13 protein-coding genes are annotated in these 13498 nt (G+C 72.6%); 5 read left to right on the plus strand and 8 right to left on the minus strand.

The features are described 5' to 3' along the window. Window positions 1–968 precede the first annotated feature (968 nt). Together AC068A_RS28035 and AC068A_RS28040 are read left to right on the plus strand one after the other, a co-directional pair. Window positions 969–1649, plus strand: a complete 681-nt coding sequence (locus AC068A_RS28035; RefSeq protein ID WP_478589034.1) for a TRADD-N-associated membrane domain-containing protein — start codon at window positions 969–971, stop codon at window positions 1647–1649. Window positions 1650–1664: 15 nt separating this feature from the next. After that, window positions 1665–1907, plus strand: a complete 243-nt coding sequence (locus AC068A_RS28040; RefSeq protein WP_478589035.1) for a DUF2277 domain-containing protein — start codon at window positions 1665–1667, stop codon at window positions 1905–1907. 26 nt (window positions 1908–1933) lie between these two features. On the opposite strand, the gene AC068A_RS28045 is transcribed toward AC068A_RS28040, so the two are convergent. From AC068A_RS28045 to AC068A_RS28060, 4 genes are all read right to left on the minus strand, one after another. After that, a complete protein-coding gene (locus tag AC068A_RS28045; RefSeq protein ID WP_478589036.1) occupies window positions 1934–2440 on the minus strand; it encodes a hypothetical protein in 507 nt (168 codons plus the stop codon). 364 nt (window positions 2441–2804) lie between these two features. After that, entirely contained in the window at window positions 2805–3434 is a 630-nt protein-coding gene (locus AC068A_RS28050; protein ID WP_478589037.1) for a DedA family protein, read from the minus strand. A gap of 319 nt (window positions 3435–3753) precedes the next feature. Further along, window positions 3754–5451 (minus strand): alkaline phosphatase D family protein, encoded by a 1698-nt coding sequence (locus AC068A_RS28055; protein WP_478589038.1) that lies wholly within the window; start codon window positions 5449–5451, stop codon window positions 3754–3756. A gap of 96 nt (window positions 5452–5547) precedes the next feature. Further along, the gene (locus AC068A_RS28060) at window positions 5548–6192 is read right to left on the minus strand and encodes an HNH endonuclease family protein (protein ID WP_478589090.1); all 645 of its coding nucleotides are present in this window, start codon (window positions 6190–6192) and stop codon (window positions 5548–5550) included. Window positions 6193–6886: 694 nt separating this feature from the next. Here AC068A_RS28060 and AC068A_RS28065 point away from each other — a divergent pair. After that, a complete protein-coding gene (locus AC068A_RS28065) occupies window positions 6887–7480 on the plus strand; it encodes a TMEM165/GDT1 family protein (RefSeq protein ID WP_478589039.1) in 594 nt (197 codons plus the stop codon). A 249-nt stretch (window positions 7481–7729) separates the two neighbouring features. On the opposite strand, the gene AC068A_RS28070 is transcribed toward AC068A_RS28065, so the two are convergent. Both AC068A_RS28070 and AC068A_RS28075 read right to left on the minus strand, forming a co-directional pair. Continuing rightward, window positions 7730–8413 carry an HAD-IA family hydrolase gene (locus tag AC068A_RS28070; protein WP_478589040.1) on the minus strand — a complete coding sequence of 228 codons (684 nt, stop codon included), beginning with the start codon at window positions 8411–8413 and terminating at the stop codon, window positions 7730–7732. A gap of 133 nt (window positions 8414–8546) precedes the next feature. Beyond that, a complete protein-coding gene (locus tag AC068A_RS28075; RefSeq protein ID WP_478589041.1) occupies window positions 8547–8753 on the minus strand; it encodes a peptidoglycan-binding domain-containing protein in 207 nt (68 codons plus the stop codon). 907 nt (window positions 8754–9660) lie between these two features. On the opposite strand from AC068A_RS28075, the gene AC068A_RS28080 reads away from it, so the two are divergent. Next, window positions 9661–11727, plus strand: coding sequence for a DHA2 family efflux MFS transporter permease subunit (locus tag AC068A_RS28080; RefSeq protein ID WP_478589042.1), 2067 nt, complete (start codon window positions 9661–9663; stop codon window positions 11725–11727). Between the two features lie 143 nt (window positions 11728–11870). On the opposite strand, the gene AC068A_RS28085 is transcribed toward AC068A_RS28080, so the two are convergent. Further along, the gene (locus tag AC068A_RS28085) at window positions 11871–12386 is read right to left on the minus strand and encodes a GNAT family N-acetyltransferase (RefSeq protein WP_478589043.1); all 516 of its coding nucleotides are present in this window, start codon (window positions 12384–12386) and stop codon (window positions 11871–11873) included. A gap of 105 nt (window positions 12387–12491) precedes the next feature. Between AC068A_RS28085 and AC068A_RS28090 the strand changes: the two genes are divergently transcribed. Beyond that, a complete protein-coding gene (locus tag AC068A_RS28090; RefSeq protein ID WP_478589044.1) occupies window positions 12492–12887 on the plus strand; it encodes a nuclear transport factor 2 family protein in 396 nt (131 codons plus the stop codon). A 65-nt stretch (window positions 12888–12952) separates the two neighbouring features. Here the strand turns inward: AC068A_RS28090 and AC068A_RS28095 are convergent, their stop codons facing one another. Then, window positions 12953–13297, minus strand: coding sequence for an antibiotic biosynthesis monooxygenase family protein (locus AC068A_RS28095; RefSeq protein ID WP_478589045.1), 345 nt, complete (start codon window positions 13295–13297; stop codon window positions 12953–12955). Window positions 13298–13498 lie beyond the last annotated feature (201 nt).

Here is a 13498-nt window from a genome sequence, read left to right on the forward strand (position 1 = left end):
GCACAACCTCGCCCTCGCCGGATAGCCGAGCCACCCACACGGCGACCAACCATGCCCGAGGCAACAGGAAGATCATTTACGGGACAGCCCTTAGGGAACGGACACCGGGCGAGCTTAGAAAGCAGATGTCGGCGGTTCGAAACCGTCCGCGCCCACCAGTAGGACCTGGCAGGTCAGAGCAGTGAGGAAGCCCCCCGGCGCAAGATCGCCGGGGGGCTTCCTCGTGATCGGAGTCCGCCGAGAGTCCACATCGCCCGCGGAGAGTGGCGGTGACGGGGTCTACGGCACGGCGTCAGGATAGGCGCGGGCCAGGCGGCGTGGGGCCGGGTCCGGCCGTGGCGTCGGATCAGGGTCGGCGCGGAGGCCGTGAGCCTTCCGCAGCTGTGCTTCCGTGGCCGGGACGTCGCCCCAGTTGCGTTCGCCGCCGATCTGCACGGGGAGCGCCGTCGTGAGGGAGGCGATCCGCGCGCCGCCCGGTCGTCGGCCGGCTCCGGGGTGTGCGGGGCCCGCCCGTAGTCGAAGCGGGGGCGGCAGCTGACCGTGAACGGAAGGCTGCCCCGCACCAGATGGTGCCGGTCGGTCGGCGTCCTGCCGTCGACCGGGGCATGAAGTGAGCGGGGGGCCGGCGCGGTCGTGTCGGACAGGTGCAGCTGGCGGATCGTCGTGCCGTCCCCGTCCGGGAAATCCACGGCCAGGCGGCAGGGGTCGCCGCGGTCGCGTCGAGGGGCGCGGCGAAGTTGTTGGGGAGTCGGAACGCGGTGTGCACCACCGGTCGATCGTTCCTCCCGAGGCCGACAGGGCCGCGGTCCGGAGGTCGCCGACCATGTCGGGCTCGGCGAGCCTCCCTCCCTCGGTGGGGTGCCGGGGGCCGCAGCGCCCAGGTCCCTCACCGGGCGCGCCGCACGTCAGATGGGCGCATCCCGGCGGAGGGGTGTCGGTGGCGGGCAGGGGCGTGGGATGGTCGGGGGATGGGCGAGTGGGGTGTCGTGGGGGCGGCTCTGCTGGGGGTCGCCGGCGTGCTGGCGGTGTGGGAGAGGAAGGCCGGGGCCGGGTTCGAGCAGCGGCGGGAGGCCGAGCGGGCGCGGCTGATCGCTCAGATCGCCGAGGCGGGGCCGGCGGAGTCGGGGGACGGCGCGGGTAGAGGTGCGGGGAGGACGGAGGCGGCCGGGGATCCGAAGTACGCCGACGTCGGCGGCATCCCGCGCGGGCAGGAGCGGGACAGGCCCGAGGCCCGGGGGGACGCCGGGTTCACGGCCGTTCTGGTCGAGTACTACGCGTACGGGCTCGCGCAGGCGCGCAGCAGCTTCGCCACCAGCCAGCGGTTCGCCGGGGTCGGGGCCGCGATCCTGCTGGTCGGCGTGGCGCTCGGCGTCTGGAAGGCGGAGAGCACCGGCGACCTCTACCTCGGAGTCGTGATCAGCTCGGTCGGGGTGGTCGTCACCCTCATCGGGCAGTTGTTCCACCGGCGCGCCGACATCGCGCTGCGGCACATGGCCGATCAGACCGCGGCCCTGCGGGAGGACCGCCGGGCGGCCGCGGCCATGCAGCAGGCCGTCGTGCTGCTGGACGAGGTCGCGGACCCCGAGCTGCGGGCACGGCTCCAGGCCGGCCTGATCATGAAACTGTCCGGGGCCGAGCTGCCCGGGTAGCGGGATAGTGGGGGTATGTGCCGTTCCATTAAGACCCTCCGCCCGCCCGCCCTCCCCGAGAAGGCCACCGAGGAGGAGATCCACGCAGCCGCGCTGCAGTACGTCCGCAAGGTGTCCGGCTTCCGGGCTCCCGCCGCGCACAACCAGGAGGTTTTCGACGCGGCCGTGGACGCCGTCGCCGACGCGACACGCGATCTGCTGGACGGGCTCCGGGTGCGGGGCTCCACCGCAACGGCCGCCGCCCCTGCCCCTGCCTGATGAGGCCCGATCGGGGGTGACCGGGGTCAGGACGTACGGGCCCGGCGGCGCAGGATCCAGATGCCGGTGCCGAGCGCGCTCGCGGCGAGAGTGCCGCCGATCGCGATCTGGCCCGGGCTCACCGCACCGATGCTGCCGCCCTCGCCGCCGCGGGCCGCGCCGGGGGCTACCTGGAGGGAGACGGTGACGCGCGTCCCGCCGAAGTCCCCGCACTCGAAGGTGACGGGGTGTACGCCGGTGGGGGCGCTGCGCAGGAGGGTGGCGCTCCCGGACAGGATGCCGAAGCTGCTGCCCGGCGACAGCCGGGCCTCGCCGAACGCACTCGACGAGGCCCGGCCGAGGCTGCTCCCGCAGCCCCGGAGGCTGAGGACGACGCGCCCGCCGGGGGCGACGGTGGTGGGTGAGACCGTGGCCGAGAGGGGGGAGCCGCCGGCGGCGGCATGGGCGGCGGGGAGCGGAGCGGCGGTGGCGGCGACGGCGAGCGTCGCGGCCGCGAGGCTCAGCAGCTGGCGGTTCGACGGCTTGGCGGGCATGGAGAGAACTCCTCGGGCTCCTCGAAACGGCGCGGCCAGGCCACGGATGTGACGCGGATTCGGTTGCGCACCGTGCTGTGGACGCTAGGAGCCCGAGCCGCCGACGGCGATCGGGGCCGGGTGAACGGGTGAGCCGCTGCTCCGCCCGGGGGAAGGCACGGAGACGGGCCCGGGCGGGGCGGCGAGGGAGCGCGGCCCGGCAATGCGGGGGCGTAGGACGGCGCCGCGTCGCAACGCGGGCTGTGCGGCGCAGGCTGGCCGTGCGGCGTGGGTGCGCTGTGCCGTCGGCGCCGAGGTCAGGGGGCCGGGGTGATACGCCGTCGGCGCCGAGGACGGGAGGACCGGGCGGGGGCGGGTCTGGCTGTTACGCCGTCGGCGCCGCTGCGGGGACGGGGCGGCGGATGACGAACGCGGCCAGGGCGCCCGCGGCGAACAGGGCGATCACGGAGACCGCGGTACCGAGCCAGGCCGCGCCGAGCCACTGGGTGCCGAAGTAGCCGAAGGCCACGCTGTAACCGGCCCAGGCAATGCCCGCAAGAGCCGACCAGGGCAGGAACTCCCGCACCTTGCGGTGGGTCTTCCCGGCGCCCAGCGACACCACCGAACGGCCGGCCGGTGCGAACCGGGCGATCACCACCAGGGCTCCGCCGCCCCGGGCCAGGGCCGTGCCCAGGCGCTCCTGGGCCAGCGTCAGGCGCCGGGAACGGGCGATGGCCCGCTCCAGCCGGTCGCCGCCGCGCCGGGCCAGCCGGAACGCAGCCATGTCGCCCAGCACCGAGGCGGTCGTGGCGATCAGCAGGAGTGCAGCGATGTCCGGTACCTGCTCCGGCACCGGGACCGGTCCCGCCGCCCCGGCGGCGGCCGCTGCCGCCGCCGCAGTGATCACCAGTACTCCGCTCGGCAGCACCGGAAGGAACACGTCGAGCACGACGGACAGCGCCACGACGGCATAGATCCATGGGCTCGCGGTCAGCGACCCCAGACTCTCCCACAAGACGAGACCCCCCGGTCCGGTTGACGTGCCTCGGCATGAAGCGCCGCGACGTCGCGCGGAAGCGGCAGGGGCGGCTTGACAGCCATACAGCGTACGCCGGGCACTCCCGCTTCGGACGCCCGGGGGCGCCCCACGTGCACGGCGCGTCAGCCGCAGGGTTCCGTTTTACTGCGTTCGGCTCCGCCGGGTCCTGAAGCGTGGTCCGTCGTCGGTCGGCGGTCAGGGTGCCAGGCTGTCAGGTGGTGCGGTTCCGCAAGCCGGATCCGTCCCGGCGGCGCTGGCGGGGTCTGCCCGGTTGCGGGCCGGCCGCCCAGGCCGCTCACGGTTCCGGCGTGAGCCGGCGGTCCAGCACCGTCACCAGCCGGGCGCCTGCGCCCACCCGGCCGCCGCCACGCGGCCTCCACCGCTTTCCGCCCATCCGGCGCGCCTGGTCCAGTTGCAGCCGTGCCGACCGGCCCGACAACGACAGCGTCATCAGCTGGTTCCCGAACCAGGGGCCGCCCGTACGCCGCCAGCTCAGCGGAGGACGGCCCGTCCGTCCGTGCCGCGACAGGCCGCGCCCCAGCCAGCGGCCGACCCTGGACCAGCCCAGCCGGAATCCCCACCGCACCACCGCCGGAATCGAGTTGTGCACGGGCGAGCACGTCAGCTGGAACACCCGCGCCGTGCTGGGTATTCGGGGCTCGGCCACATACGCGTGATGCACGTCCCCCGACAGCACGGCCACCGTCGCCGGCGCCCGCGGCCCCGTCCCCACCTCCTCGATCAGATCGCTCAGTGCCTTGAACGAGGCGGGAAACGCCGCCCAGTGCTCCAGATCGCTGCGCCGCCGCAGGTCCTCGCCGATCCGCGCCCAGCGGGGCCCCCGCCCACCGCTGCACAGCGCGGCGTTCCACACCTCCGCGTCATGGATCAGCGGGGGCATGAGCCAGGGCAGGGAGGACCCGATCAGCAGGTGGTCGAACGTTCCTTGGTCGGCCAGCGCGTTCTTCCGGAGCCACTCCTGCTCGGCCGGGCCGAGCATGGCCCGCCCGTCCTCGGCCAGCACCCGCGCCGCCCGCGTGTCCACCATCAGCAGTCGCGACCGGCCGAGATCGCGCCGGTAGCTCCACCGCACCGAGCTGGGGTCGGCGTCCGCCGCGGCGGCGAAGGCACGCAGCGCGTCCGTGCCGTCCGCGTCCTTGCACACGGCCTGGTACAGCGCGTCGGCCGCGCGCTCGGCGGGCGAGAGATTGCCCAGGTGCTGGTACACCCAGTACGACATCAGCCCGCTGATCACCCGCTCCTGCCACCACGGCGTCGCCCGCATCTCCGCCAGCCAGGCAGCGCTGGTGTTCCAGTCGTCCACGATGTCGTGGTCGTCGAATATCTGGAGGCTGGGGACGGTCGACAGGAGCCAGCGGACCTCCGGGTCGAGCCACGACTCGTAGTAGAGGCGGGTGTACTCCTCGTAGTCGGCGACCTGCGCTCCGGGCGCCTCCCGCAGGCCGCGCCGGGCCGCGAGCCACTGCCGGGTCTCCCGGGACAACCGGTCGGCGTACACCTGGTCGCCCAGGAGCAGCAGGACGTCGGGCCGCGGCTCGTGCGGGGCGGCGGCCAGCCGTGCGGCGAGGGTGTTGAGCGCGTCCGGCCCGTGCGGCCCGTGCCGGTCGGCGGGCGGGGCGGCCTGCCGGCAGGAGCCGAACGTGATCCGCAGGCCGGGGCCCGGCCGGCCGGGATCGTCGAGGGCAGGCGTGCTGATCGTGCTCGGAGGGAAGTCGCTGTCGGGCAGCGGCCAGACACGCACCCCGTCCAGCAGCACCTCGTACGGGGTCGCGGTCCCCGGGGTCAGGCCGGTCACCGGTACCAGCGCGTAGTGGTGCCCGGCGATCTGGAAGGTGCGCACGCTGCCGGCGGCCCCGTCGGCGCAGCGCACCTCGGCCGTGCACGGGCGATCGGTCTCGACCCATATCGTGGCCGAACCGCCCGTGTCCCAGTCGACGTGGCGCAGCAGCGGCCCCAGGCGCAGCGTTGCCATGGAACTCCCCCTCCTCCGTAGCTTTCGATCACGGTACGACGAGGAGGGGGAGCCTGGCCTCCCTCTCGTGGGGGAAATCGGTCGGGTGTCGGGCTGTCAGCAGCCGTTCAGGACATTGACCAGGGCCGTCTTCTCGGCGGAGTCCATGCTCAGGCCCCAGTACTGCTTCACGTGGACCCACATGCGGGCGTAGGTGCAGCGGTAGGAGGTGCGGGACGGCAGCCACTCGGCCGGGTCCTGGTCGCCCTTGGCCTGGTTGACGTAGTCGGTGACCGCGATGAGCTGCGGGCGGGTGAGGTCGTTGGCGAACTGCTGGCGCTTGGAGGTGGTCCAGGAGCTGGCCCCGGAGCGCCAGGCCTCGGAGAGCGCGACGACGTGGTCGATGTCGAGGTCGGCGGCGGCGGTCCACGTGGCGCCGTCGTACTCGGAGAACCAGCTGCCGCTGACCGAGGCGCAGTTGGAGTCGGTGACGACGTTGATGCCGTCCCGCTTGAGGACGGTCTCGCGGGTGTTGCAGGTGCCGGAGACGGTGCTCCAGTGCGGGAACAGGCTGCGGCTGTACCCGCTGGAGGAGCCCTCGGCGCGCGGCGTGACGGTGGCGAGGTAGGCGCGGGCGGCGGAGGCGCTGATGGGGGTGGGCGGGGCGGCCTGGGCGACCGGGGCGTTCACGAGGGAGGTGAGGGCGGCCAGCGCAACGGTTGACGCGAGCACGCCGAGACGACGCGCGTAGACGGAGGGTATGCGGGACGAAAGGGCCATGGGGATGCTCCCTGGGTGCGGGGGGTGTACGGCCAAGTGGCCCCCAGAGGGGGCGCGGCCAGGGTGGCGGTGCCGGATTGCGTGACGGCGGGCGCAAGGTTACAGGTATGCGACATGGGCACGTCACATTCGGGGGTCCAACTTTCCTGAAACAAATGGAAGTTGAAATTCCGAGCACGCCTCTGCTGCGTAACCGGGTGGATGTGGGTGGGAATGGGCGCGGTCGCAGTCGCAGTCGCAGTCGCAGTCGCGGCCGGGTCTGGGCGGGGGCCGGGGGGTGCGTGGGCGTGGCGTGCGCGCGGGTGATGTGTGGGGTGCGTGAGGCGCGTGAGCAGGCCAGGGCGCAGCGCGAGCGTGTGGCGCAAGCGGCCAGAGTCCCGGTCCGGGCGGTCCCGCGCTCCCGTATCCTGGTCTCAGCAGAAGGGGAGTAGCTCTTCGCCGGACCGTCGACATACTGCTGGACACCCAGCCGGCGCCCGGAGGCAGACCGCACGCATGCGGTCGGCCAGCGAGACCTTCGGCCGCAGTGTCCTGTCCAGGTTCACCTGCATCCGTCCGCAACCGGGCGTGTGCGCGTGAACGCCGTCAGGGCGCCGCCGAGCCGAAGCGACCCCTGACACATCCCAGGTCTCTCGGAACCGGTGGCGCCCCACCCACCGATCGAGGTCCCATCCCCGTGCTCAGCGCGAACTTCAGCATCACCGTCACGGCCATCGCCTTCGGCGTCGTCTTCCTCGCCGAACTCCCCGACAAGACGGCCCTCGCCGGCCTGATGCTCGGCACCCGCTACCGCGCCGGCTACGTCTTCGCCGGCGTCGCAGCCGCCTTCGCCGTGCACGTCGCGCTCGCCATCGCCGCGGGCAGCGTCCTCACCCTGCTCCCGCACCGGCTCGTCCAGGCCGTCGTCGGCATCCTCTTCCTCGCGGGCGCGATCACGCTGCTGCTGAAGAAGAGCGACGGCGACGAGGAGATCAAGGCGCCCGCCGACCAGTCCTTCTGGAAGGTCTCCGGAGCCGGATTCATGCTGATCCTCGTCGCGGAGTTCGGCGACCTCACGCAGATCATGACCGCCAACCTCGCCGCCCGCTACGACAACCCCGTCTCGGTCGGCATCGGTGCCGTGCTCGCCCTGTGGGCGGTGGCGGGCATCGGCATCCTGGGTGGCCGCACGCTGATGAAGTACGTGCCGCTGCGTCTGATCACCAAGGTCGCCGCTGCCGTGATGGCCGCCCTGGCCGTGTTCTCCCTGTACGAAGCGATCGCGGGCTGACGCGGGCGGGCGGGTGTGGGCGCCGGGCCGGCGCCGGGCGGAGGGCGGGGCCGTGGAGTAGCCGGCCGGGCGGCCCGCAGCGGTCATGTGTGGCCGGTGGTGGTGGCGACTCGGCGGGCTGCGGACGCCCGTGGTCGACAGGGCCGAGGGCTACGCCCGAGCCGGGCTGGACCTGCCGACTTCCCTTGGCGGGCCTGGACCTGCGGCGGAGGGACGGGGCCGCGGGCAGCCCCGGCCGTGCGTGCGGCGTCAGGCGGTCGGAGTCAGGGCGAGGTGGATCGCGCCGGTCGGGGTTGTGGTGACGCGTACCGCGGTCAGGTCGGGGACGTGGGCCGTCGGGGCGTGCTCGGCGGCGCGGGGGCCGATGCCGACCACGCGCATCCCGGCGGCGCGCCCCGCGGCTATGCCCGCGCCCGAGTCCTCGAAGACGATGCAGTCGGCGGGGTCGACGCCCAGTTCGGCGGCGCCCTTGAGGAAGCCCTCGGGGTCCGGCTTGCTGGCCCCGACGCACTCGGCCGTGATCCGCACCTCCGGCATCGGCAGGCCGGCTGCAGTCATCCGGGTCGCGGCCAGGGCCGCGTCGGCGGACGTGACCAGGGCGTGCGGCAGCCGGGCGATCGCCTTCATGAACTCCGCGGCCCCGCCGACCGGGACCACGCCCTCGGTGTCGGCGGTCTCCCGGGCGAGCATGACGGCGTTCTCGGCGTGGTTGACCTCCATCGGGCGGTCCGGCAGGAGGACCGCCATCGTGGCGTACCCCTGGCGGCCGTGCACCACCTTGAGGGCTTCCTCCGGGTCCAGGCCGTGGGAGACCGCCCACTCGCGCCAGCACCGCTCGACCACCGCGTCCGAGTTGACCAGGGTGCCGTCCATGTCGAGGAGCAGGGCCTTGGCGGTGAGGACTACAGGGGTGGCGGTGGTGCTGGCCGACATCGGCGGGGCTCCAGACAGGGCGGGAGAAGAGAACAAGCGGTTCCGTCCACCGGTCAGGGAATGCGGACGGAACCACTTTGTTCCTACACGATACAAAACAAAGGGCGGTGTGCGCCACTGCCGGGTCGGGATGTCAGCCGAGGCCTTCCAGCACCTTGCGCGTCTGCGGGCCGTAGACGCCCTCCGGGTCGCCCTCGATGTCGTGCTCCCACTGGAACCACGCGACGGCGTTCTCCGTGCGGTCGTCGTACTTGCCGCTGTGCCGCCCCCGGTACAGGCCCTGGGCTGCGAGGAGCCGCTGGAGCTTCTCCACCTCGGGGCCGGAGTCGCCGTACTGCAACGTCGGCCCCTTGGGGGCCGCCGGAGAGCTGCTCGCCGCACGCGGGGCCGACGGGGTCGGCGATGCGGGTGCCGATGAGCGGGAGGTGCTGGGCGACGGTGACACCGATTTGGAGGGCCTGGCGGATTTGGAGGCCGAGGCCTTGGGAGACGGATCTGCCGAGGTGGACGTCCCCGTCGGATCGGTCGGCACCACGCTGACCGCCGGCCCCGTCGGCTTGGCATCCAAAAGAACCGTGTCGCTCTCGGCGGAACGCGGCAGCACCGCCAGCGCCAGGGTCGCCGTACCGACCGCGACCACCGTGCCGGCGCCGGCGAGGACGGTCGGCAGGCGGCGTCGGCGGGAGCCCGAGGAAGGCCGCTTCCCGGGGGCCCCACCCCCACCCCCTCCCCATTTCCTTCCTTCGAGTGTGCCGAGTTCGCCCAAGTCCTGCGGGAACGGCGGCAGCGGGGCCGTTTCCGCAGGCCAGGTCGCCTGCGCTGGTGCATCCGGCCAGATCGCGGGTGTTCCGTACGCAGGGGTGGAGTCCCCGTGTGCCGGCGCATGGGGGTGGGCGTAGCCGTGCCCCGGGCCGGCCTCCGCGCCGTATACCGGCCGGGCTGGCGGTATCGGCGGCACCGGCGGTATCACCTGCGTGGCCTGTGAGTCGGCCTCGCCGGGATGGGACAGCGATATGTACGGGCGGATGCGAAGTGGCTTGAAAGCGCCCCCCGGACCCCCGGGCGCGCACTCGCAGACGACGCCCACCGCGTCGCAATCCGGACAGCGCTCAGCGATCACTGGACTCCCTCCCTGGCCATTGCCTGCGATTATGCAGACCCGTCAAGGGCCGCCCAACCCGCCCGAGAGGCCATAACCGGACACACCGCTCAGGATGGAAATGTTGATCCGGCCTGAGGAGGAGCGGATGGCTCGCGAAGTCACCAAGGGCGCCGTGGATCCCGTCTCCGGCCCGGGGAAATCCGGTCCCGCCGCCGAACACGCCTCCCGTGAGGTACTCGTCTCCATCGGCGCACTGATGCTGGGACTGCTGCTGGCCGCGCTCGACCAGACCATCGTCTCCACCGCCCTGCCGACGATCGTCAGCGAGCTGGGCGGGATGGAGCACCTGTCCTGGGTCGTCACCGCGTACATGCTCGCCTCCACCGCCGCGACGCCCCTGTGGGGCAAGCTCGGCGACCAGTACGGGCGCAAGAAGCTGTTCCAGGCCGCCATCGTCATCTTCCTGGTCGGATCGGCGCTGTGCGGGATCGCCCAGGACATGTCCCAGCTGATCGGGTTCCGGGCCCTCCAGGGCCTGGGCGGCGGCGGACTGATCGTGCTGTCCATGGCGATCGTCGGCGACATCGTCCCGCCCCGCGAACGCGGCCGGTACCAGGGTCTCTTCGGCGCCGTCTTCGGCGCGACCAGCATCCTCGGACCGCTGCTCGGCGGCCTGTTCGTCGACCACCTGTCCTGGCGCTGGGTCTTCTACGTCAACCTCCCCATCGGTCTCGTCGCACTCGCCGTCATCGCGGCGGTCCTGCACATCCCGGCGCGCCGCACGAAGCACACCATCGACTACCTCGGCACCTTCCTCATCGCATCCGTCGCTACCTGCCTCGTCCTCATCGCCTCCCTCGGCGGCACCTGGGGCTGGGGCTCGGCCCGGATCATCGGCCTGGCCGTCCTCGGCGCCCTGCTCGTCGTCGCCTTCGTCCTCGTGGAGCGCAAGGCCGCCGAACCCGTCCTCCCGCTCGGTCTCTTCCGTATCCGCACCTTCACCCTCTGCTCGGTGATCAGTTTCATCGTCGGGTTCGCGATGTTCGGCGCGATGGTCTACCTCCCGACGTTCCTGCAGGTCGTGCAGGGCATCTCGCCGACCATGTCCGGCGTCCACATGCTGCCGATGGTCCTCGGCATGCTCATCGCCTCCACCGGATCCGGTCAGATCGTCAGCCGCACCGGCCGCTGGAAGGTCTTCCCCATCCTCGGCACCGGGGTCACCGCGATCGGACTCCTGCTGCTGCACCAGCTGCACCGCACCAGCGGCAGCTGGGAGATGAGCGCCTACTTCTTCGTGTTCGGCCTCGGGCTCGGCCTCGTCATGCAGGTGCTCGTGCTGGCCGTGCAGAACGCGGTCAGCTACGCGGACCTCGGCGTGGCCACCTCCGGTGCGACGTTCTTCCGCTCCATCGGAGCCTCCTTCGGCGTCGCGATCTTCGGCACGATCTTCACCAACCAGCTCGACGGCAAACTCACCACCGCCTTCGCCGGGCTTTCGCTCCCACCCGGCACGGCCGCCCAGGTGGAGGCCGACCCCCGGGCCATCGCGACACTGCCCGCCGACGTGCAGCCCACCGTGCTCGACGCCTACGCCGAATCGATCACGGACGTCTTCCTCTACGCCGTCCCCGTCGTTCTTCTTGCCTTCGCCGTCGCCTGGTTCCTCAAGGAGGACAAGCTCCGCGGCTCCGTGACCGCCCCCGACGTGACCGAGACGCTCGCCTCCAACCCCGTCCAGCGCTCCTCCCGCGAGGAGGTGGCCCGCGCCCTGTCGGTCCTGGGCACCCGCGAGGGCCGCCGCCACGTCTACGAGAAGATCACCGAACGGGCCGGGCTGGACCTGCTGCCCGCCTCCAGCTGGCTGCTGCTGCGGATCAACAGGTACGGCTCGGCAGAGCCCGCGGTGCTCGCGGAACGCACCACCGTGCCGCTGAAGGTGATCACCGACGCCGCCCGCCAGCTCGAGGAGCGCGGGCTCGCCGTACGGGACGGGCTGCCGCTGATCCCGACCGACCGCGGACGCGCATGCGCGGCGAAGCTGGCGCAGGCCCGGGAGGAGTCCCTCGCCGCGCTGCTCGGCGACTGGTGGGGCCCGGACCGCCCGACCGACCTGACCGAACTGGTCAAGGAGATCAACGCCGAGCTCTGCGGATCGGACGCCGAGGAACCGTACGACGCGCCCGCGCGCCGCGACCACGCCGCCCACTGACCGGCGCGGTCTGCTCACCAGCGCGGCACGCTCACCGGCAGCGCAGCACGCTCACCGGCAGCGCAGCACGGCGCACCGGCAGCGCGGCACCGCTCACCGGCGCGGGCAGCCTCAGACCGGTCCCCGGGCCCTCGGGCCGGGGTTCACGCCAGGCGCTTCTCGAACCAGTGCTCTGCGTACGGGCCCGAGTTGTACGCCGGTATCTCCGCGTACCCGTTCCGCGCGTACAGGGCCCGCGCCTCCACCAGGTCCGACCGGGTGTCCAGGCGGACCCGCTCGGCGCCCAGCGCCCGGGCCTCGTCCTCCAGTACGGCCAACAGCGCCGCGCCGCCGCCGGTGCCGCGGGCGCGGGGGTCCACGTACACCCGGGTCAGTTCGGCGGTGACGGGGTCGAGCATCCGTATGCCGCCGCAGGACAGGGGCGCGCCGTCCAGCCGGCCGACGACGAACTGGCCCGTCGGCGGGACCAGCCCGTCGGCCGGGTCGTCCCGCAGCCCCTCGTCGACCTCGGCCTCGGTCGCGGGCCGCTGCCAGTAGCGTCCGGCGACTTCCGCGTAGTACGCGCGCCGCAGTGCGGTGGAGTCGGGCGTGTCGAAGTGTTCGGCGGCGACGGTCCAGGTGCCGTCGGTGCCCGTGTCGGTGTCGAAGGTGATGTTCATGGCGTCATTGTGGAAGCGCGCCGCGGCCTGCCGCATGGAATATCCACAGGAACGGGCCGATGATGGGAAAAGGGTTAAATCGTACTGATGGAGGGCGTGACCGCCATGTCCCAACACCCTGACGCTGCCCTGATCCGCCGCGGCTACGAGGCCTTCGGCAAGGGCGACATGGACACCCTGGGCTCGCTGATGACGGCCGACGTCATCCACCACGTGCCCGGCAACAACCCGCTGTCAGGCCACCACAAGGGCCGGGAAGCCGTCCTCGGCCTCTACCGCCGGCTCGCCGAGGAGACCAACGGCACCATGGCGGTCGACCTGCACTCGGTGTTGGTGGACGGCCGCGGGCACGGCATCTCCCTGCACACGTTCCGCGCCGACCGCGGTGACCGCGGACTCGAGATCCAGCACGGCCTCTTCTTCACGATCGTCGGCGGGAAGATCAGTGACATCGACGAATGCACCCAGGACATCGACGAGGAGGACGCCTTCTGGAGCTGACGGCCTCCCCGTCTCCCTGCCTTCGTCGCAGCTTCGGGTCCTCCCGGTCCTGCCGGTCCTCCCCGTCAGGCCCCGGTCTTCGGCCCCGCCTGCTGGACGACCTCGAACGACCACACCGTCGACGCCGAGGCCGCCGGCTTCGGCCGCTCTCCCGCCCCCGCCGCGCCGCCGCCGGCCCCGCCCTGGTGCGCCGCCTTCATCGGGCCCTCCATCCACGCCTGGAAGTCCTCCTCGGACCGCCACCGCGTGTAGACCAGGTACTGGTCCGTGCCCTCCACCGGACGCAGCAGCTCGAACCACTCGAACCCGTCCGAACCCTCCACAGCCCCCGCCCGTGAGGCGAACCGCTGCTCCAGCACCTCCCGCTGCTCGGCGGGCACGGTCAGAACGTTGATCTTCACGATGCTCATGACCGACATCCTAGGGATCCGGCGGGGGACATCGTCGTTCCGGGCGATTCAGCGCGGCAGCCGGGCTGATTCACGGCTGTCGTCCGTGTCCGCGCGCCCGTAGGGGCCGGCGCGGCCTCGGGTCGGCCGGGTTCGGGAACGACCGCCCCGGGGTGGTGAATTGGGTGCTCTGTATGCCTTCGGGGAGTGGTGGCCGAGCCC

It is taken from the genome of Streptomyces sp. NPDC043854 (assembly GCF_056436005.1).